Origin of the sequence: Pseudanabaena mucicola FACHB-723, from assembly GCF_014696385.1 — a bacterium.
Classification (GTDB): domain Bacteria; phylum Cyanobacteriota; class Cyanobacteriia; order Pseudanabaenales; family Pseudanabaenaceae; genus Pseudanabaena.
Window position 1 is genome coordinate 16,376 of sequence record NZ_JACJQB010000034.1, and the last position, 21,551, is coordinate 37,926.

The following is a 21,551-nucleotide window of genomic DNA, read 5'->3' on the forward strand; positions in this document are numbered from 1 at the left end:
CCAAGCGAATCTAACTATATACACTTATTGCGCCACTTGCAATACTTATTTCCAAGAAAGTCAAAAAAGATTGATAACTCATGATTTGGTCTGGCGGGGATTGCGAAAACCAATTGCGATCGCAATTAAAAAGATAATGCCAATTACACCTGCGATCGGATTACCATGGATGCCCGTCACCCACTCAGGCACTGCGCCTGTGGGCTTGAGCCAGTGGGTAGTATTAACGATGTAGTAGCACCAAACTAAGCCTCCATGCAAACCAATCGAAATACCTAGTCGGTCATGACATCGACGGCGGGCTAGTACCAAAGTCATACTCATAATGAATAGCCCCAAAAATTGACTCCATGTTGCCAAGATCGCATCTAAAGGCTTGATGAAATGTAGAATCGCAAATACAAAACTACAAATGATTAAAGAGTTTTTTTGAGAATAATCACGCTCTAGCTCCGATAGCACCCAACCCCGAAACAATAGTTCTTCCGCAAATCCAATTCCAATCGAAGTTAATAATCCTGGTAGGATTGCACCTTGCCAATCGACAAAATACACACCAACTGCTGGTAAGAGGTCATCGGGCAAAGGTTGCTGCCAAGTTACGGTTTGGATCGCTAGCCAACCGAGAATCACTTGCAAGCCAAAGAAAATGATCAGGGTGAGGCAACCTAAACCCAATCCCAATAAGAAATCTAGCCCATTTCTACGGGTAAAAGATAATCCGTAATAACGGTAAGGATGTGAGTATTTAGCAATTTTGCGCCCCCAAAACCAAATCAAACCTAAAAATCCGCAATACAACAAAATTGTCAGAGCTACGCCCACCAATTCCCCCCAAATCAGATACATGGGCGCTGCGATTGGTAGCCACAATGCAAGGAGGGTTAACAGAAATAGAATGATCCGAATTGGGGCAGGGTAAGAATTTAATCGATCGAGATTCACAATAAAAAAGAACAGGTAGGATTTGCTAACAACAATCCTACCTGTTCTTATTAATTCAAGGAGTAGGGCGTTATCACGCTTTGCACGACAATGCCTTTACTGCCTAGATTATGATTCTGGTTCGATCGTGCTAGTTAATCCCTTGCTTTGTAACCCTTCACAATAGAATTCGGCATGTTCTTGGACACAGGTAATTACGAGCGCACATCCACTAGCATGGGCAGCCATCATAATATCCACTGCCTGTGGTTGCGTAAGACCATTTACGACTTGCATTAAGCTTTCAACGACATACTCCATAGAGTTGTAGTCATCGTTATGTAATAAAACTCGATATCTTGGTGCAATTTTGCGTATGACTTCAGGACGACTTATTGTTTCAGTAGACATATGTGTAGTTTGCCTCCAGCAAAGTTTTTTAATCTAAGATTAATTTCAAAACCAAGACAGTAATAATACTTAGTTGTCACTTACATTATAATTACGAACCCAAAAAATGTGAAGCAGACAGATCGCTCACAAAAAAAGAAGCCTACACCAAGCTTCTTTTTTATGACCTATTTCCCAAAAGAGAGTTGCGCCGCAACCCTCTTTTAGAAATATTAAATGCTATTCCCTTCGGTGTAATATACACCAGTTCCAGAATCGGGGACGAACTTACAGGCTTTTTGAGAAGTAAAAAATGCTTTCCAGATTGGAACATTGGAAACGCGATAATAGCTACCTAAAACTGGCTTAATAGCTTCTGTTGCCGTTTTGAGATGGTAGTGAGGGATTCCAATAAAGATGTGATGGGCGACATGAGTACCGATATTGTGATGAATATCGTTGAAGATGCCATAGTCACGATCAATTGTGGAAAGCGCTCCCTTTAAGAAATACCAGTCTTTGCCACGATACCAAGGAATATCAGCCTCGGTGTGGTGTAGATAAGTGACGAGATCGAGCCATACTACAAAGATGAGGTAGGGAACGATATAAAGCTTAAATAGAAACAGAAATCCGTAGGTAAAACCAAGCCAACCTAAGAAGGCAACCATGGCAGTCCAGAGAATACTACTAGTCAGAATATCGGTTGTTTCCGATTCGCGGAAAAGATCGTTATTGGGAACGAAGTGCGAAGCTGTGGGACGGGCAGGAGAACGCTTAAATAGATAAAGGGGATAAGCAAATAATAGTGCGTCAAAGCGAATGAATTTCCCAAGCCAATCCATTGCTTTGTATTGGCTTTCGGTGACAGGATACCAACTTTCGTCGGTGTCGATGTTGCCTGTGTTTTGGTGATGGGTGCGGTGGCTGATTCTCCAGCCATGATAGGGAACAAGAATCGGAATATGGGTGAGGTGTCCGATTAAGTTATTAAGCCATTTGATGCGTGAGAAAGAACCATGTCCGCAGTCGTGACCAACTACGAAGAAAGCCCAAAACATTGTCCCCGTTGCAAACCAAAAAATTGGGTAAAACCACCATGCATCAAGATAAACGGCGGCGGCGTAGAGTCCGACAATAATCGCGGCATCGGCAAAAAAATAGGCGAGCGAGCGCCATACACTAGGAACGAAACATTCAGCAGGAATAGCTCCTTTGATATCTTGAAAAGTAAACGGAAGTTCAGTTTGTGATATTGAAGAGTTATCAGTCAGAGGGTTATCAAGATTGATCCGATGGATAGTCGTAGACGACACGTATTATTTCCCTGTTGTTAAGAAAAATTAAGTTAACTTCTAGATTCTAGCAGTAACTTGGATTCTTCCTCAAAACCAAAGTTATCAAGTAAAAAAGCCCAGCGATTACCTTTTAGTCGAGTATAAGCTTGCATTTTTGCGATCGCAGTTTGATCTTCGCATTTTATTTTTAGATCAGACAATTGCTTCGGCAAGTTATGGATTTCATAGTCAAAGGGTGTATGCCATGTGAGGTAGCCCACTCTGTGCATTAGCCCTAAAGCGATTGCAGCATCGGGATGTAATCGCGAAATTTCGGCAAATTTACCTTGGCGAGGTAATTTGGACAGGATGGTGAAAGCTTGTTGTTGGATTTTTTGTTGTTGCTGAAGGAAAAAATTTACCCTTTGACGATCGCTATCATCGAGTAAACCTGTCGGCTCACTGACTAGCATCAAGGCTTCGGCGGGTTTATCGTCTCGTCCTGCTCGCCCAATTTCTTGAATATATTCGGAAAGAGTTAGAGGAGGATGAAAATGGCATACCCAACGAGTGTCGGGCTTGTTAATACCGAGACCAAATGCCGATGTGCAGATCACAAAAGGATATTGATTGGTCAGCCATTGCTGCTCCATATAGCGACGTTCTTGGGGTGGCAAACCTGCATGATAGGCGGCGGTTTTAAACGAATTTTCTTGTAACCAAGTGGCTAACATCTCCGCATCACGACGGCTACGCACATAAATTAAACCTGATTGACCTTGACGATCGCCAATAAATTTTAACAGTCGTGATTTGCGTCCTGCGGGTGTCCATGCGATCGCAATTTGTAAATTTAAATTAGGGCGATGGGGACTAGTTCTGACTATTTGGGGATTTTCTAACTGTAAACAGGTTTGTAATTCTACCGTTGTTTGGCGATCGGCAGTGGCGGTAAAGGCAGCAAGGGCAATATGCGGATGATCCGATGGTTTGTGTGCCATTAGTGCCGAGCGGACTGCCCCTAAGCGGCGATAGCTAGGACGAAATGAATCACCCCACTGCACTAAACAATGGGCTTCATCAAGCATTAGTCCTGTAATTTTTAAATTGCGATCGCAAAGCCTTTCCCACACGGGCGGACTCAAAAGAGTTTCTGGCGAAATATATAGCAAGCGGATCTTGGCTAAATTTTGCAAGATGCACCGACGTTCTGTTTGAGATTGATTGCTATGTAAACAGGCGGCAGGCAAATTTCGCGATCGTAAATCCTGCACCTGATCCTCCATTAACGCTAACAAAGGCGATATAACGAGGGTTAAGCCTGTATCAAGTAGCGCAGGCAACTGAAAACAGATTGACTTGCCACCACCCGTCGCCATGATGGCGAGACTATCTTGCCCTCGCAACAAGTTAAAAACAACTTCACGCTGAGATGGTCGCAGATCTTCATATCCCCAAATTTTCTGAAACGTCTGTTTTGCAATTGCCCATTCCTTGGGGATTTCTGCCATTGGACTTAAAAAATTGTTAAACTAGCGAGCATATTAATTATGTACATAAATCTCAGCTACTTTTGACTTTTTATTCTTAAATTGTGATTTGACTGGCAATATGGTAATGATTTTTAGTTCTAGACTTAAAAAGTAATGAAATAGATCTTAAAAAATCACTACACAATGCCCACAGTTCTAGAAATGTGAGCCAGATGACGATAGTCATAAAGCTATTTTGTATAATTAAATAATTAATACTAGTGTAGTAATTTTCAAATTGAGAAAATACGCTCTCCCATCAAGCTCTTATAAAAATTGCATTAATTAATAGCACAAAACCCTGTCAGAATATCCATAGTGATGTCTGAGGCTTTGAACAAAGGTGCTAGTTTAAATAAGGGCGGGTCACTGTCACGTCAAATTGTTAAAGGGAAATCATTCAGGTGAGCCAAGAAGAGTCCTCCACTCTTGATATTAAACAGATCCTTCATCACGTACTCACGGTTGAAGATCCCCAAGGGTTTCGCAATTTTCTTCTTCACAATAATATGACCTATTCTCTGGGGCGTAGCCTAGAGAATATGATTGTCCTGCGTTCTAATTTCGTGTCTCGCAAACATGCAACTCTATTAGCAATTACTTCTAAAAATACATCCTGCTTCTTTAGGATCATCGACGGCTTAATTGATGGACATCGTAGTACCAATGGAATATTAGTAAATGGTAAAAAACGATATTCGCACATCTTATCCCATGGCGATGAAATTACTTTTAGCAAAGATACTAAAGCGACATATCAAGTAATTAGTAATATTAGCAATATTGCTACAATTGATAATGTTAAGAATAACGTTTATGCAATAAATGCTGCACCTAAGAATATATCAGCAATCACACTAAGTAATGACGATCAGACTACTTGCCAGATTTCTCCATTAATAAATGTTCTCGATCAAGACTTACCGCCGCATATTTATAAAAATGTTAATCAATTTGTCTCCTCACCAGAGTTAAGCTTACAAGCAATCATTGATGTAAATTTGGTGGGAGAAATTTTATATCTTAATCCTACGGCATTACGACAATTTCCTGAGATAGAAAATTTACGCGCCAATCATTATTTATTAAAAGATTTATTATTACAACTAGTTCCATTGCTAGACTTAAGCGCCAAGTTTTTTATTCGCGAGGTAAATTTCAATGCCAGAGTATTTGAAGAAGTTATTTACTTTATGCCTTGGAATCGATTAATTCGTTTACATATTTCTGATGTCACCAAACAAAAACAAGCCGAAGCAGTTATTTCCTATCAAATCCACCATGATACATTAACGGGACTTCCCAATCGGAAATATCTTTACGAACATTTAATTGATTTCATTGATAAATTAGTTGATAAGACTCAACAGTTTGCAATTTTATTTCTTGATATTGATCGCTTTAAATTAATCAATGATTCTCTAGGTCATAATGTGGGCGATCTGTTGCTTAAAGCTGTGAGTGACCGATTAAAGGCAATTTTAAGGCAAGAAGAGCTGATTGTGCGTTGGGGAGCCGATGAATTTGCGATTATTGCGAAGGAAATAGATTCCACTGATGCCGTTATCCAATTTGTCGAATTAATGATTCAGTCTTTGACAATGCCTTTTAATTGTGATGGTCATGAATTACATATCACTACCTGTATTGGTGTTAGCATCTATCCCGATCATAGTACCGACGTGGATAAATTAATTCATAGTGCAGATATGGCAATGTATAGGGCAAAAGCTTCAGGACAAAACAGCTTTCAGTTCTATGTTCCAAATATGCAAGAGCAAAGTTTCAAAAAGCTATCGATGGAGAATAACCTCCGTCGAGCAATTGAAAATAATGAGTTAGTTACCTATTATCAGCCGCAAATTGCGCTCAATACAGGATTGATTGTCGGCATGGAGGTATTACTGCGTTGGAAGCATGTCTCTCTTGGTTCAATTCCTCCTAGCAAATTTATTCCCCTTGCTGAAGAAACAGGACTAATTATCACAATTGGTAATTGGGTACTGCGTCAGACCTGTCTACAGTCGGTTGAGTGGCAAAAAATGGGATTGCCGCCGATTAAGATTGGGGTAAATTTATCGATTAAGCAACTTCAGCAAAAAGATTTTTTAGCCTATCTAAAGCAGTTGTTAGAAGAAACACAGATCGATCCACATTATCTAGAGTTAGAAATTACTGAAGGCATCATGATGGATAATGTGGCGGAGAAAGTTGCGTTACTACATCAATTCCGAGAGATGGGAATTCAACTATCAATTGATGATTTTGGTACTGGTTATTCATCCCTTGGATATCTCAAGAATTTGCCTGTGCAAACATTGAAAATTGATCGGATGTTTATTGAAAATATCACGCACAATGAGCAAGATCGTGCCATCGTATCTTCAATTATCAATTTGTCCCATAGCTTAAAGCTGAAGGTCGTTGCCGAGGGTGTGGAAACACAGGAACAGGTCGATCTGCTGCGGGTACTAGGTTGCGATCATATTCAGGGCTATTTTTATCACAAGGCTTTGCCTAAGGATGATATTGAGGCATTGTTGAGATCTCAAGGGGAGACCAAACCCAGTAAACCTAGAAAAAACACCGAATAAATTTGTGGCGCTGCGGTACGAAGCTCTAAAGTATTGCGGTTTTCAGTTGAGCATGGCACAAAAAAGTAGGAGTAATTCATGAATTGCCCCTACTTTCTGTAATGCATTCATTTGGAAACAAAACCTGTGGCGCACGCGCCATAGGTTTTATTACTTGATGTTTAGCCACGATCGTAAATTTACGTCTTGATTCGGTGAGGCATTAGCGATCTGGATTAGTTCAAATTGGCTAGCCACTGGCTCTTGCAAAGTTAGCTCAACGGTGCGTAACAAGTCCTGATGGAAGATGGTCACAGCGATCGTATCGCCTACAGCAAAATCACGGAGCCGCTCATTCAAGGTTTCAGCAGTGACCCGAATATCTGCGATCGCAAGAATGATATCCCCTGTGCTAATACCTGCTTTTTGCGCTGGTGAGGCAAATTCAATCTTTTCCACTTCTGCCAACCCATTTTTGGACTTGAGAGCCATACCCGTAAATGGAACATCTGAGCAAGCAATGCGTAATTCCAGACCGAAGGGTTCTAAATAATAGTTATAGTCCAGTTCTTTGGTTCCATACAGATAGTCATTCCAGAATTGTGACAGATCAATACCTGCCACACTAGCAATCACTTCATGGAGTTCGGCTTCGCTAAAGCCAATTTCATTTTTACCAAACCGCTCCCACATGATTTGCATAACTCGATCTAGCGATCGCAAATTATTAGTCTGCGCTCGAATTAGTAAATCCAAGAGCATTGAGACTAATTCGCCCTTGAGATAGTAGGAAATTTGGCTATTGTGGGTGTTTGGATCAGGCCGATAGAGTTTAATCCATGTGTCAAAACTTGATTCATAGAGGGACTGGACATGACGACCAAAGCTAGTTTGCAATCGCGTAATGCTCTTATTAACCAGTTTCAAATAATGCTTAGCATCATACAGCCCCGCGCGGAGTGGGAAAATTTGGTCATAGTAACTGGTTGTGCCTTCGCTAAACCATAGGGAGCTGGTGTAATTTTCCTGATCATAATCAAATTTTTCGAGGGCTTGAGGACGAATGCGTTTTACATTCCATGTATGGAAGAACTCATGAGCAACCAGATTCATAAATTGGAGATAGCTTTCTTGTTTATGAAACCCTAGACGGTTATACAGCAGCACCGTACAGTCCTTATGCTCTAGACCTCCATATCCATTACTACTGTGCAAAATGAAGTCGTAATGATCGTAAGGCAGTCCACCAAACATTTGCGCTTCTGTTGCCACGATGGCAGCAGTATCCTTAATCATGCGCTGCATGTCAGCATTGTGTTGTCCCCAAACAATCAAACGGTGCTGCTTATCAAGTACCGTAAATTCATATTGTTGATGTACCCCAATCTCGAAGGGACTATCAACTAAAGTGTCAAAATCCTTGGCATAGAAAGTATTGGCAGCTAGCTTGGGCAGAGCCGTCGCCACTTGCCAATCTTCTTTTAAATCAATAATTTCGACTTGATAGGGTTGCTGCTGATGTTCAGGAATATACATAAATACCGCCGCACCTGTGAAGAAAGCATGGGTACTGTCGATATGATTGGTTCTGACTGTTAGTTCATTACAAAAAATGCGATAGCGAACCGTAATTACAGAACCTTTGGAATTACTTGATTGCTCGCCACAGTTGATTTGCCAATGGTTTTTACTAACCTTTTGCCATGGGATACTTTTTCCCGTCGCATCTGTCACCGCTAAGTCTTGGAGATGTTTGGCATATTCACGAACTAGGTAAGAGCCGGGAGTCCAGACGGGTAACTTGAGGTCAAGGGTTGCATTTTGCCAATCTGCGATCGCAAGTTCGACATGTAATAAATGATTTTCTGGCTCAGGAATTGATATGCGGTAGATAAACTGGCTATTAGGAGGATTTTCTACACTACTCATCTTTGGCTAAACCTGCGATCGCAAAACTTCTGTAATTATAGCGATCACCACGCTTTTATTTGCCAACAATCCAATTGCGGCGAAAGAAACGGGCGAGATCTGATTCATCTATCGCCAAACAGATGGGGCGACCATGAGGGCAAGTATGGGGATTACGAGTTTGTTGCCATTGCCAGAGCAAATCGCGAATTGTATTTAAATCTAATTTTGTACCGTTACGAATCGCAGTCCGACAGGCAGCAGTAGCTCTCGCCATAGTCGGATCATCCTGTTGACTCATCTCTTGCAAAATCACCGCACAATCTTCATATCCAATTAAAAGTTCTGGGAGCGATCGCACTGCCCAAAGTCCATGCCCAAAGGCTTCTATATCTAGCCCCAATGCTTGCAAACGCTCTACTCCATCCTGAGCAATATTCTTTAATAAAATTGGCTGCTTAATCGCAACAATCTGCCACTGCATTTCAATTTTTTCAAAGAGAACCCGCTCATGGGCAACATGCTGTTCGACCAACCACAAACCGCCAGCATGTTCCGCCAAAATATAAGTGTCTAAAACCTGTGCGATCGCCTTTAATGAAGCATTAGTCTGATTAAAATTTTCGCGCTTTGCAGGAATTAAATAGGAGGTTTTCCGTTCCGCCGCTCTCAATAAATCATTGGTGACGCTCGTATAAACGCCAGCACTGGGTTCAGGGATTTTTAAAGCTGCTGTAATGCTATCTTTGATTATTGTTTGGATTTCCCCAAGATCCTGAATATAGGCTTCAGCCTTGGCAGGGTGACGATTCCAATCAATGCGATCGCAGCGCAAGTTCAAATTCACAATACATACAGGAAAGCGATTACGCGGTAAAGTTCTCTCTAGACTCGTCAGAATCGTCTGCTCTAATTCAGGGAAATTAATCATTCTGCCATTGAGAACTATTTTCACCCAATCAGGACGACGACGGGATAGGTGATCGGGCAGCCCCAGAGTGATGGATATCCCCTCACCCCCAGCCTCTCTCCCTGACTGGGAGAGGGGAGTAATAGTCTTGCCCCCCTTCTCCCCTAATGGGAGAAGGGGTTGGGAGATGAGGGCAAATTCTTTAAACACCAAATCATAAGGCTGAATTGCACTAACAATCTGCGGCAAAATTTCACTAGCATTTTCCCCAGCCCAAATCGTCATCCATTCCTTCCCATCCAGATGCACCTGCCAATTAACTTGCGGATTTGCGATCGCAATTTGGTGAATCTGTAACTGCACCTTGCGAACCTGCTGCGAAATGCTCGGCAAGGATTGCAAACGATTGGGATAGCGTGCAAATAAATTGCGAACTGAGACAATCGTTCCCACTGCAATCGCCACAACTTTAGGACTGTTAGGTAAATTGCCATGCTGATCATAGTTAGCCTGATAGCCCACTGGCTCTAACCTTGGGCGGCTACAAATACTCAAATCAGCAAGCTGGGCAAGACTATAGAGCGCTTCCCCCCGAAAGCCTAAACTCTGAATCTGCTGTAAATCTGCAGCATCATTAATTTTACTGGTTGTGTGCGGTGTCGCAGACTGCGCCAAATCGTCGATCGCCATGCCGCTGCCATTATCACTCACCTGTACAGATAGCGTATCTGTCGAGATTGTTATGACAATTCTATTTGCCTTCGCATCAATGGCATTTTCGGACAGCTCTCGCACCACTGCCGCCAAGGAGTCAATCACCTCACCTGCGGCGATGAGATGCACAACTTCAATAGGCAATGTGTGGATATTTTGCATAGTACGATCGCGATTGAATCGAGCTTTAATCCAGCTTAGCCCAAGCGCTGCTTTAACCAAAATTGCAATGTCGGTAAGGCAATCCGATAGCCATACTTTGCGCCATAGACCAACCCTTTCTGCTCTAAACTATCCAGTGCTCCCTGCAAACTCCCTCCCTTAGAAAGCTGATGCTTCTGGATATATTCCCGACTATGGGGGCTAACAGTCGGATCGATCGCTAAACTTTCCAAGACCCTCACCTGTGTTGGGGGCAATAGCATAATCAAAGATTCAAAAGTCGGAGCAAGATCTTCAATCAGAGCTAACATGCTTTGATGCACATGCTGTGCCTGAATTATAAATTCACAATCTTCTTTGTTTTTACAGGTTAAATAATCCAGCCAAATTCGTCGAATTAAGGCGATCGCATCGCTCAAATTTCCTTGAATATATTCCGTAAATAGCTTTAAAGCCATGGTGGGCACATCAAATCTTAAACCTTTTGCTTGCATCATCGGTTCCATCCACTCGCATAGCTCATCGTTACCGAGGGGAGGCAACTCCACCACATGTAAACTCAGTTTATGCATCCAAGGCTCAGGCACAGTGGCGATCAAGATATAACTAACCCGACTTTGCATCCTAATTTCTCGCCGCAAATATTCTTCCCATTCCCCCTTACGATCCCATGAGCGAATATGCGTGAAATTATGTAGAACGATGGCAACTCGACAGTCTAGCCATTCGGCAAGCTGTTGCGGCAACCCCAATAGCTTCCCAAATAAATTCCAAATTCCTGCGGAAGATAACTTCCAAGTCATCCGAGGTTTAGACTTGAGATCAAAAGTAATCGGCTGATCGATGAGTAAATCCTGCAGTTTTAATAACTCTTCCTCCCGATCAAAAGTATTGAGCAGACTTTCTGCAAGCAACTGTAAAAAACGATTCCCATCGGTTGCCCTTAGACAATCGAGAGTAATCACCTTTGCCCCCGCCTTTTGAGCCGCCCATTTCACTAAAGTTCTCCTTCCACTTCTCGCCACCCCTGCGATTAGTAAATCGCCATCTGCCGACAAAATTTGACTAATTTGCGTTAATTCTGTTTGTCTGCCCACTAATCGTTGGGGCAAAAAGGGATTGTTGCTCATGGCGAAATTGTATCGCAAATCGCGATGGTGAGACTTCAAGATTCTTTAAAGAAGCTAGCACTATTTTTTAGTATTATAGTTTTAACCGTTTACCTGCAAAAATTCATGGCAATTGAGACAAAAGATGTTACTCCTGCCTCATCGATCGCCCGTTGGCATACCTTTAGTGCTGAGGAGGTGCTGGACTTACTAGAAAGTGATCCCAATCAAGGCATTACGAACCAAGAAGTATCAGCAAGATTTGAACGCTATGGCGCTAATGAGCTAATCGAAAAAGCAGGCAGATCTTCACTGCGAATCTTTATCGACCAGTTTACTAACATCATGCTAGTCATGTTGATGGCAGTAGCAGTTGTCTCAGCAATTCTCGCGCTCACCAAACCAATCCCCGAATTTCCTAAAGATGCTGTCGCAATTTTTTCGATTGTGTTGCTCAATGGCATTTTGGGTTACATGCAGGAAACCAATGCGGAAAAAGCTCTTGCAGCCCTCAAGCGCATGTCTTCGCCAAAAGTACGGGTAATTCGTAATGGCAACATTAGCGAAATTAATGGCAAAGAGCTTGTACCGGGAGACATCATGTTGCTAGAGGCAGGGGTGCAGGTTGCCGCCGATGGCAGATTGCTCGAAGAACAGAACTTGCAAGTGCGGGAATCGGCATTAACAGGGGAAGCCGAGGCTGTCAGTAAGGATGCCAAGTTGCTCTTAGAAGAAGATGCCAGTCTTGGCGATCGCCTTAATTGCGTATATCAGGGTACGGAAGTGGTGCAGGGACGTGCCAAGGTGGTAGTCACTAAAACAGGGATGCTGACCGAATTAGGAAAAATCGCCACCCTCTTGCAAGATGTCGAAAATGAAGATACGCCCCTACAACAAAGAATGACGCAGCTAGGGAATGTGTTGGTAAGCGGTTCTTTAGTCTTGGTAGCTCTAGTCGTGATTGTTGGCGTAATCAGCAAAGGCACAGGTGCTTTTGGTGAGCTGCTTGAGACTTCCCTGAGTATGGCAGTGGCGGTAGTACCTGAGGGCTTACCTGCGGTGGTTACCGTTACCCTTGCACTCGGAACGCAAAGGATGGTCAAACGCAATGCCCTGATTCGTCGTTTACCCGCTGTCGAGACCCTTGGTTCTGTAACCACAATCTGCTCTGACAAAACAGGCACGCTTACCCAAAATAAAATGGTAGTGCAGGGTATTCGGACTGGATTGCACTCCCTGCAAGTGACAGGTCATGGCTATGCGCCGACTGGTGAATTTAGTATTTTGGGAAGCTCAAATACTGATCCTGCATTTGCCGTTAACAACATTCCTGAAGTTCAACAATTGTTAATGGCTTGCGTATTTTGCAACGACGCGATCTTGCAGCAAAAAAATGGTGAATGGATCATCATCGGCGACCCCACAGAAGGGGCATTGCTAGTTCTCGCCGCCAAAGGTGGTTGTGAAGCCTCAGAATGGCAGCATCGGATGCCACGTATCTTTGAGGTTCCTTTCTCCTCAGAACGCAAACGCATGAGCGTCTTGGTTCAAGGTGAATATGGCGGACATGTGTTGTTCTGTAAAGGTTCACCCGAACTAACCCTAGAATGCTGTACTCACATTCAAATTGGAGACCAAATCCATGAGCTATCTGGTGAACAGCGTCAACATGTACTCGCGCAAAACAATGAGCTTGCCAGTAGAGGTTTGCGGGTGTTGGGATTTGCTTATCGCAATCTCAATGAACTTCCTGAGGATGGAATTACGATCAATGACGAAAGTAATCTTACTTGGGTGGGGCTAGTTGGCATGTTTGACGCGCCACGTCCCGAAGTCCGCGAAGCTGTGAAGAGGTGCCGTGAAGCTGGCATCCGTCCTGTGATGATTACAGGTGATCATCAGCTTACGGCTAAAGCGATCGCTGTAGATTTAGGTATTGCCAGAGAAGGCGATCATGTTCTCACAGGACGTGAACTAGAGAAAATGAGTGCGGCTGACCTAGACCATGAAGTTAATCAGGTAAACGTCTATGCTCGCGTCTCTCCTGAACATAAACTGCGAATCGTCCAATCTTTGCAAAGGCAGCATCAATTTGTGGCAATGACAGGCGATGGCGTGAATGATGCCCCTGCGCTCAAGCAAGCGGATATCGGGATTGCGATGGGCATCACTGGTACTGATGTCTCTAAAGAAGCCAGTGACATGATTCTGCTGGATGATAACTTCGCGACCATTGTCGCGGCAACTGAGGAAGGTCGGGTGGTATACACCAATATCCGCCGCTTCATCAAGTATATTCTCGGTAGTAATATCGGCGAAGTAATAACTATCGCGGCTGCCCCCTTAATGGGACTGACCGTACCTCTACTGCCGCTGCAAATTTTGTGGATGAATTTGGTCACCGATGGTTTGCCAGCGCTCGCACTGGCAGTCGAACCAGCCGAACCTAATGTCATGCAAACTCCACCTGTTGATCCCCGCGAAAATATTTTTGCTAGAGGGATGGGCATGTACATGGTCAGAATCGGGATCATGTTGGCCATCATCACGATCGCAATGATGGTTTGGGCGGAGGGTTACACAACAACCCATACCTTTGGTGGTACGTATGCTCCTGAACGCTGGACAACGATGGTGTTTACAACTCTCTGTATCGCCCAAATGGGTCATGCGATCGCAATTCGTTCTAACACGCAGCTAACCATCGAATTAAACCCAATGACTAACCTCTATGTTTGGGGATCGGTGATTATGACTACGGTTTTGCAAATGGTGCTGATTTATGTCGAACCCTTCCGTGTTTTCTTCGGCACACATTTGCTCACTGCCACCGAATTAGCAGTTTGTTTTGGATTCAGCACATTGATGTTTGTTTGGATAGAATTGGAGAAATTGGTAATTCGTTGGTGGATGTGGCAACGTCAATCCTAGTACCAAACTGAATGACAATCCTAAAAAGTATGCTAGGCTACAAATTTGGGTAGCGAATCAAGTGTATTAAAGTTCAAGAATCAGTGGAGGAGTTAATTTGAAAAAGGTTGAAGCAATCATTCGTCCATTCAAGCTTGATGAAGTCAAAATTGCGCTGGTAAATGCTGGCGTAGTCGGTATGACGGTATCAGAAGTACGCGGTTTTGGTCGTCAAAAGGGACAAACAGAGCGCTATCGTGGCTCTGAGTACACCGTTGAGTTTCTCCAAAAGCTCAAGATTGAGATTGTCATCGAAGATGATCAAGTTGATATGGTTGTCGAAAAAGTAATCAATGCCGCTCGTACTGGCGAGATTGGCGATGGTAAGATTTTCGTATCTCCTGTAGAACGAATTATCCGTATTCGTACTGGTGAAAAAGATTTAGAAGCAGTCTAAATCCTCTGTAATCACTACACAGCCATATTAAAAGAGTCAGCACTATGTGCTGACTCTTTTAATATGGCTGTGCTGCCTTGCAGCATTTTCATTGTCGTAATACGAGTGGCGGCCTTTGCGCCGTCACTCATATTCTGTAGTTTAAGATGCCGACAAAATAGCCTCTACAACTTGGGCAATCATTGCCCCTAAGAGTGCGACGGTTACATACTTGCCCATCATCGGATTTTTACCCAGTGAATCATCTTTTTTACAACCTGTGAGAAACAAAGACCAAGCTTGAGTGGAATTAATAATCTGAAATTGATTAAAACTTGGCGTAAAAATTAAACGCATACATTCTCCCTAATCTGGTCTCAAAATTAGGATGAACATTGCTCGTTTTTTATTACTTTTACTCATCCTTGCTGTTGAACATAACACAAAAGTTAACAATTACTGGCGATAGCTACAAACCTGCATACCATTCATAGCCAAGATCTTCCCAATAGCCGCGTTTCTGCCCCAACACACTCGTGAGCTGGATGCGCGTCACCCACTTACTTAATTTGTAGCCAAGTTTGATCGGTGATGCTAATCGCAAAGGAGCACCATATTCTGGGGTTAAAGCTTCACCATTTTTTTGATATGCCATCAAAGTTTGTGGGTGCATCACAGAATCAAGATCCCAACTTTCGTAATAGCCATCTGCTGAATAAAAGTAGACATATTTAACTTGCTCTAATGGCTCGGCAATCGCCAGCAAATCCCGCAGTCGCACTCCACCCCACTGCACAATCGCTGCCCATCCCTCCACACAAACATGACGAATCACCATCTCTGTAAAGGGTAATTTTTGTAAATCTTTCATGCTCAGACTGAGAGGATTATTTACTTCCCCATCGATGGTGAGATGATAGTTTTCATTTGCGATCGCAGGCGTACCTCGGAAACTATTCACAATCAACTTATCTGGCTCAATCGCACTAGTCGGAAATTCTGGTACTGGTTGCTGAGGCTTAAAGATCAATGACTCGACCCGTTGGTTGAGTGGCTCCGACAAACCACCGACGACACTCTCTGCGAGACTCCCAAACCCAATCGTCAGTAGCCCCGCACCTGCCAAATTGAGAAAGCGCCGCCGTGGTAGTTGTTCAGTCTCATCAAGTTCAACCGTTGATTCAAGATTTGATTGATGCTGTGGGTCAGGTTCTTGTGACATGAATTAAATTTATAGAGGTGTCCAGAGGTGAAATTATTGCCAAAACATTGAATCTAGCAAGCGATCATCGCCCACTTTGCGCCCCAACTGCGAATGAATCGCCGCTAAGACTAATGTGATTGGCACTGCCATAAAGTGCGTAATTCGTAGTGCATCCCAACCACCAAAGCTATCAACAATCCAATAAAACTGAGCAGGCTTATACATGCCTAGCCCCGAATAAATCGACAACAGCAAAATCGGAATTAGCAATGTATAAACGAGGCGATGCCAAGCATAGTTTTTGCGTTTTTGATTGTGGCTAGTCGCCAAGGCTTTGATATCTTTGCCACTAACATATCGATGTTGCCATCGTCGCGTCAGCAACACATACACACCATACCAACCTAAATTCAGCGTAAAAATCCACATTGAGGCAAAGTGCCAATGCCTTCCCCCTGCCAACCAGCCCCCTAGTCCCAAAATTGCGGGAATATGAATACCTGCACGCCCCCCAAACACAGGATTGGCATTGTAAATCTGTAAACCACTGGTAATCATCAAAAATAGGCTGACTAAGCTAACCCAGTGAAAAATTTTGGCGGTTCGGGTTTGAGTGGGCAATCGCATAGCTTTTATTTGGCAATATTTGCCTCGATTCTAGCCGAATAAATTAAATAAAAAAGCATAAAAAAGAGGCGATGCAATGCATCGCCTCTTTTTTGAAAGTTTAATTCAAAAGACTACTGAGCCTTTTTGGTAGCATCAGCAGGGGTAGCCGCAGGAGTTGCAGCAGCATCAGGAGTTGCAGCAGGAGTTGCGGTTGTGTCAGCAGGCTTGGTGGCATCAGCAGGCTTAGCATCGGTTGCAGCCTTGTCCTTAGCAGCATCAGGAGTTGCAGCAGGGGTTGCGGTTGTGTCAGCAGGCTTGGTGGCATCAGCAGGCTTAGCATCGGTTGCAGCCTTGTCCTTAGCAGCATCAGGAGTTGCAGCAGGGGTTACAGCAGGCGCAGAAGTTGCGGCAGGAGTAGAAGTTGCGGCGGGAGTAGATTTAGGAGTAGTTGTTTCAGTAGCGCAGGAAACTAGTCCAGCAGATAAACTAAGGCCGGCAACGATCAAAAGAGCTTTCAAGTTCATATGTAGCTTTGTCTGTTTGGTAATGGATTTGACTAGTTTGATTGTCAGCAGTTATACGCAGTTTTTGTGGAGGAGCTTGCGTATAATTACTCACGTCGTTAATTCTAGGTTAAGTAATGATTAATTAATAGCTAAATTTTTGTAAATTTGTAATCTGTATATCTAAATTATGGCTCAAATCATGTATAACCCTGATTGGACAAGGAAATGCTTAAAAGTGTACCTATAAGAATTTTTGAACTAATCGTTGGAGGTTTTGGGGTGTCCGCCAATGATAGTGAATTATTAGCGACAATAGAACGAAAAAATAAATTTTATTCATATTTCATTAGCAGCAAAATTGATGTTGAACAAATAATTGAGCAGCGATCGCAATTACTACGATCGCTATATCCAGAAATTTCGCAAAGTCTCATTGAGCACAATATCTGCATTGATCCTCCCGATCTAGTTATGCCAATGCTTTGGCACTATTGGCTCCCACTTGCCCAAAGCCTTGCCGCGCAGCAACAAGCCCTCGGACGAACCTTTATCCAAGGTTTGCTAGGCGGACAAGGTACTGGAAAAACCACCTTGGGCATTGTCCTGAAGATCTTGTTACGACACCTTGGCAAAACTTTTTTGAGTATTTCCCTTGATGATTTTTATAAAACCTATGCCGAGCGTCAAAAATTGCGCGAACGCCAACCTGAAATGATTTGGCGTGGCCCCCCCAGTACCCATGACCTCGATTTAGGTATACAGACCTTAAGACATTTACGCGATCGCAATATCGCTCAAACTCAGCCCATTGCCATCCCGCGCTTTGATAAGTCACTACATAACGGCGCGGGTGATCGCATCGAACCCGAAATTTCCGACGGTGCAGATATTGTCCTCTTTGAAGGTTGGTTTGTCGGGATGCGTCCTCTGCCAATTTCGGCGTTTCGTACTTTTGTGCCACCAATTTTGACAGAGTGCGATCGCGAATTTGCCCTTGAATGTAACGCTAATCTCGATAATTATCTACCTCTCTGGGAATATATCGATAGCCTGATCGTAATTGTTCCCGAAGATTACACTTACAGTTTAGAGTGGCGAATCGAAGCTGAACATAAATTAATTGCATCAGGCAAATCAGGGATGAATGACCAAGAAATCACCCAATTTGTTGAATATTGTTGGAAAGCGCTCCATCCTGAATTATTTATGCCTCGTATGATTGATCGCTATGCCCCTAGCTCTTGCGCTGATTTAGTCATCGAAATATCGCGATCGCATTTACCGATCAGGATTTACGGCAAAAAATAATTGCCCCTTAAATCGCCTCTAGCTATAGCTAGCTAAATATAGAGTGGCGGCGCTTCGCGCCGTCACTCTATTGCGTTTTTATCCAAAATCTGTTTTTTGAAAGCCCACCAACGGCGGGCTTTCAAAAAACAGATTTTGGGGTTTTATCGCCATCAATCGGAAGGAATAGTTTATTATGATGTTACAAATAAAATAACTAGACTGATTTGGCAATTCTGAATCAGGTATGTACTCATACTACTTTCAGTATTTTGAGTAGCGACCTAACTCAGGATCAATTATCATAAATTAAAATTAAGAATCGTTAAGATCTTACTCACTACATAGATTAAGGAACATTTGCAATGGGATTACCCTGGTATCGAGTGCATACAGTTCTCCTGAACGACCCAGGAAGATTAATCGCCACTCACCTGATGCACACTGCTCTCGTAGCAGGGTGGGCAGGCTCGATGGCACTTTATGAGCTAGCAATTTTTGACCCCAGTGACCCCGTACTTAACCCCATGTGGCGGCAAGGTATGTTTGTCATGCCCTTTATGACCCGACTAGGAATCACAAACTCTTGGAGCGGCTGGACAATCACTGGCGAACAAGTAGCTGACCCCGGATTCTGGTCATTTGAAGGTGTTGCACTAGCGCACATCGTTCTCTCTGGTTTACTCTTCCTTGCTGCGATTTGGCACTGGGTAAACTGGGATCTTGAGCTATTCAGAGATCCTCGCACAGGTGAGCCAGCTTTGGACTTGCCTAAAATGTTCGGTATTCACCTATTTCTCTCTGGTTTACTCTGCTTTGGTTTCGGTGCATTCCACCAAACAGGGCTTTTCGGCCCTGGCATGTGGGTATCCGACGCTTACGGATTGACTGGTCACGTTGCCCCCGTTGCACCTGAATGGGGTCCCAATGGATTTAACCCCTTCAATGCTGGTGGTATTGTGGCTCACCACATCGCCGCAGGTATCGTCGGTATCATTGCTGGTCTATTCCACTTGACCGTGCGTCCCCCAGAGCGTCTATACAAGGCTCTGCGTATGGGTAACATCGAAACCGTACTATCTAGCAGTATTGCTGCTGTATTCTTCGCTGCCTTCGTTGTCGCTGGAACCATGTGGTACGGCTCCGCAGCAACTCCGATCGAGTTGTTTGGCCCTACCCGTTATCAATGGGATAGCAACTCTTTCCAACAAGAAATTTCTCGCCGTGTCCAAACTGGCTTGAATGCTGGATTGAGTGCTGAAGAAGCTTGGTCAAAGATTCCTGACAAATTAGCTTTCTATGACTACGTTGGTAACAGCCCTGCTAAAGGTGGTTTGTTCCGCGTTGGACCAATGAACAATGGTGATGGTATTGCCCAAGGTTGGCAAGGACATCCAATTTTCAAAGATGGTGATGGTCGTGAACTTAGCGTTCGTCGCTTGCCTAACTTCTTTGAAACTTTCCCTGTCGTTCTCCAAGACCAAGATGGCGTAGTTCGCGCTGATATTCCTTTCCGTCGCGCTGAATCTAAGTACAGTGTTGAGCAAACAGGCGTAACTGTATCCTTCGTTGGCGGTGCGTTGAATGGTAAAACCTTCACTGATGCGCCTAACGTTAAGAAGTATGCTCGTCAAGCTCAGCTCGGCGAAATCTTTGAATTCGATCAAGAAAAGAATAATTCTGACGGTGTATTCCGTACTAGCCCTCGTGGTTGGTTCACCTTTGGACATGCAGTATTTGCACTGTTCTTCTTCTTCGGTCATATTTGGCATGGCGCTCGTACCTTGTTCCGTGATGTGTTTGCTGGTGTTGACCCAGAACTCAGCGAAGAGCAAGTTGAATGGGGTGCTTTCCAAAAGCTTGGCGATAAAACTACCCGTGTTGAGGCATAAGATCCAATGGAAGCTATTACTTACACTTTAATTTTCGCTTGTTTGATTGGTTTGTTCTTCTTTGCAATCTTCTTCCGTGAACCTCCTAAGGTCATCACCAAAGACAAGAAGTAAGTCCTAACAATAAAAAAGCCCGCCTAGGCGGGCTTTTTTATTTATTCTTCCCAAAATAAGAAGTGGCAATTCATAAATTGCCCCTTCTTATTTTGGGTATTTCTAAGACTTGTAGTGTAAATTGCTAATAGTCATCAAAGTTATTCTGTATGTCTTATTACATTTCGCCTCGCTTTTTGGATAAACTTGCGGTACATTTAGCTAAGAATTTCATGAAGCTGCCCAATGTAAATGTGCCACTTATTCTGGGTATTCATGGCGGTAAAGGGGAAGGTAAGTCATTTCAGTGTGAATTGGCTTTTCAGAAATTAGGTATTGATCCGATCAGAATGTCAGGTGGTGAATTAGAAAGCCCTGATGCTGGTGATCCTGCGCGATTAATTAGAATGCGCTATCGTGAGGCATCAGAATTGGTCAAAGTGCGGGGCAAGATGTGTGCTTTATTAATTAACGATCTCGATGCGGGGGCAGGGCGAGTTGATAGCACGACGCAATATACGGTGAATACACAGTTAGTCAATGCTACTTTGATGAATATTGCGGATAACCCCACGAATGTGCAGCTTCCCGGAAGCTATGACAGCAATCCGATCAGGCGCGTACCGATCATTGTGACGGGAAATGACTTTTCAACTTTATATGCACCATTGGTACGTGATGGACGCATGGAAAAATTTTATTGGCAACCCGATCGCAGTGACCGCATTGGTATTGTCAGTGGTATTTTTGCGCCCGATAATGTTCCGCAATGGGAAATTGAGCGGCTGGTGGATATGTATCCCGATCGCTCGATTGATTTCTTTGGTTCTCTGCGATCGAGTTTGTATGATGAGCAAGTGCGGAAGTTTGTCTATGAAATTGGTTTAGATCGTTTGTCGTTACGGTTGGTGAATAGCACTGAGTCTTTACCCGAATTTCGTCCACCCAGTTTTGATTTGAGAACTCTCAAGGAGGCTGGCGATCGCCTATTAGCCGAAGGCGATCGTGTCAGTCAGCGCAATCTCATCCAAGAATATATGCCTGTGGGAAATATGCATTAAGTAGACATAATTAAAACCCAAGAAGCTGTGGCGCACGCTGCGCGTGCGCCACAG

At 43.6% G+C, this 21,551-nt stretch carries 18 protein-coding genes; 7 read left to right on the plus strand and 11 right to left on the minus strand.

Annotated features, from left to right (window positions below; all coding sequences use genetic code 11):
• Positions 1-78 precede the first annotated feature (78 nt).
• From H6F41_RS14220 to H6F41_RS14235, 4 genes are all read right to left on the minus strand, one after another.
• On the minus strand, positions 79-945 hold the full coding sequence (locus tag H6F41_RS14220) for a CPBP family intramembrane glutamic endopeptidase (RefSeq protein WP_322095921.1): 867 nt from the start codon (positions 943-945) through the stop codon (positions 79-81).
• Positions 946-1,053: 108 nt separating this feature from the next.
• The gene (clpS, locus tag H6F41_RS14225; RefSeq protein ID WP_190404131.1) at positions 1,054-1,335 is read right to left on the minus strand and encodes an ATP-dependent Clp protease adapter ClpS; all 282 of its coding nucleotides are present in this window, start codon (positions 1,333-1,335) and stop codon (positions 1,054-1,056) included.
• A 212-nt stretch (positions 1,336-1,547) separates the two neighbouring features.
• Positions 1,548-2,630 (minus strand): DUF3474 domain-containing protein, encoded by a 1,083-nt coding sequence (locus H6F41_RS14230; protein ID WP_322095922.1) that lies wholly within the window; start codon positions 2,628-2,630, stop codon positions 1,548-1,550.
• A 32-nt stretch (positions 2,631-2,662) separates the two neighbouring features.
• Complete coding sequence (locus H6F41_RS14235; RefSeq protein ID WP_190404132.1) at positions 2,663-4,102, minus strand: RecQ family ATP-dependent DNA helicase; 1,440 nt, start codon at positions 4,100-4,102, stop codon at positions 2,663-2,665.
• A gap of 425 nt (positions 4,103-4,527) precedes the next feature.
• Here H6F41_RS14235 and H6F41_RS14240 point away from each other — a divergent pair, with 425 nt between their 5' ends.
• Positions 4,528-6,717, plus strand: coding sequence for an EAL domain-containing protein (locus H6F41_RS14240; protein WP_190404133.1), 2,190 nt, complete (start codon positions 4,528-4,530; stop codon positions 6,715-6,717).
• A gap of 150 nt (positions 6,718-6,867) precedes the next feature.
• Here H6F41_RS14240 and H6F41_RS14245 read toward each other — a convergent pair whose 3' ends face one another.
• The 3 genes from H6F41_RS14245 to H6F41_RS14255 are packed head-to-tail and all read right to left on the minus strand — an operon-like array spanning position 6,868 to position 11,520.
• Entirely contained in the window at positions 6,868-8,625 is a 1,758-nt protein-coding gene (locus H6F41_RS14245) for a M61 family metallopeptidase (protein ID WP_190404134.1), read from the minus strand.
• Between the two features lie 55 nt (positions 8,626-8,680).
• Positions 8,681-10,390, minus strand: coding sequence for a DNA mismatch repair endonuclease MutL (mutL, locus tag H6F41_RS14250; protein WP_190404135.1), 1,710 nt, complete (start codon positions 10,388-10,390; stop codon positions 8,681-8,683).
• Positions 10,391-10,425: 35 nt separating this feature from the next.
• On the minus strand, positions 10,426-11,520 hold the full coding sequence (locus H6F41_RS14255) for an ATP-binding protein (protein WP_190404136.1): 1,095 nt from the start codon (positions 11,518-11,520) through the stop codon (positions 10,426-10,428).
• A gap of 105 nt (positions 11,521-11,625) precedes the next feature.
• On the opposite strand from H6F41_RS14255, the gene H6F41_RS14260 reads away from it, so the two are divergent.
• On the plus strand, positions 11,626-14,430 hold the full coding sequence (locus H6F41_RS14260) for a cation-translocating P-type ATPase (RefSeq protein ID WP_190404137.1): 2,805 nt from the start codon (positions 11,626-11,628) through the stop codon (positions 14,428-14,430).
• A gap of 97 nt (positions 14,431-14,527) precedes the next feature.
• On the plus strand, positions 14,528-14,866 hold the full coding sequence (locus H6F41_RS14265; protein WP_190404138.1) for a P-II family nitrogen regulator: 339 nt from the start codon (positions 14,528-14,530) through the stop codon (positions 14,864-14,866).
• Positions 14,867-15,007: 141 nt separating this feature from the next.
• Here the strand turns inward: H6F41_RS14265 and H6F41_RS14270 are convergent, their stop codons facing one another.
• The 4 genes from H6F41_RS14270 to H6F41_RS14285 all read right to left on the minus strand — a co-directional run bounded on the left by H6F41_RS14270 (position 15,008) and on the right by H6F41_RS14285 (position 17,182).
• Positions 15,008-15,202 (minus strand): hypothetical protein, encoded by a 195-nt coding sequence (locus H6F41_RS14270; RefSeq protein ID WP_190404139.1) that lies wholly within the window; start codon positions 15,200-15,202, stop codon positions 15,008-15,010.
• A 112-nt stretch (positions 15,203-15,314) separates the two neighbouring features.
• Positions 15,315-16,067 (minus strand): molybdopterin-dependent oxidoreductase, encoded by a 753-nt coding sequence (locus H6F41_RS14275; RefSeq protein ID WP_190404140.1) that lies wholly within the window; start codon positions 16,065-16,067, stop codon positions 15,315-15,317.
• Between the two features lie 33 nt (positions 16,068-16,100).
• Positions 16,101-16,676 carry a cytochrome b/b6 domain-containing protein gene (locus H6F41_RS14280; RefSeq protein ID WP_190404141.1) on the minus strand — a complete coding sequence of 192 codons (576 nt, stop codon included), beginning with the start codon at positions 16,674-16,676 and terminating at the stop codon, positions 16,101-16,103.
• Positions 16,677-16,789: 113 nt separating this feature from the next.
• Positions 16,790-17,182, minus strand: a complete 393-nt coding sequence (locus H6F41_RS14285) for a hypothetical protein (protein ID WP_190404142.1) — start codon at positions 17,180-17,182, stop codon at positions 16,790-16,792.
• A 261-nt stretch (positions 17,183-17,443) separates the two neighbouring features.
• Between H6F41_RS14285 and H6F41_RS14290 the strand changes: the two genes are divergently transcribed.
• From H6F41_RS14290 to H6F41_RS14305, 4 genes are all read left to right on the plus strand, one after another.
• Entirely contained in the window at positions 17,444-18,472 is a 1,029-nt protein-coding gene (locus H6F41_RS14290) for a glycerate kinase (RefSeq protein WP_322095923.1), read from the plus strand.
• Positions 18,473-18,816: 344 nt separating this feature from the next.
• Positions 18,817-20,343, plus strand: coding sequence for a photosystem II chlorophyll-binding protein CP47 (psbB, locus tag H6F41_RS14295; RefSeq protein WP_190404144.1), 1,527 nt, complete (start codon positions 18,817-18,819; stop codon positions 20,341-20,343).
• A gap of 6 nt (positions 20,344-20,349) precedes the next feature.
• On the plus strand, positions 20,350-20,457 hold the full coding sequence (locus H6F41_RS14300; protein WP_190404145.1) for a photosystem II reaction center protein T: 108 nt from the start codon (positions 20,350-20,352) through the stop codon (positions 20,455-20,457).
• Between the two features lie 149 nt (positions 20,458-20,606).
• A complete protein-coding gene (locus H6F41_RS14305) occupies positions 20,607-21,497 on the plus strand; it encodes an AAA family ATPase (protein WP_190404146.1) in 891 nt (296 codons plus the stop codon).
• The last annotated feature ends 54 nt before the right edge of the window (positions 21,498-21,551 follow it).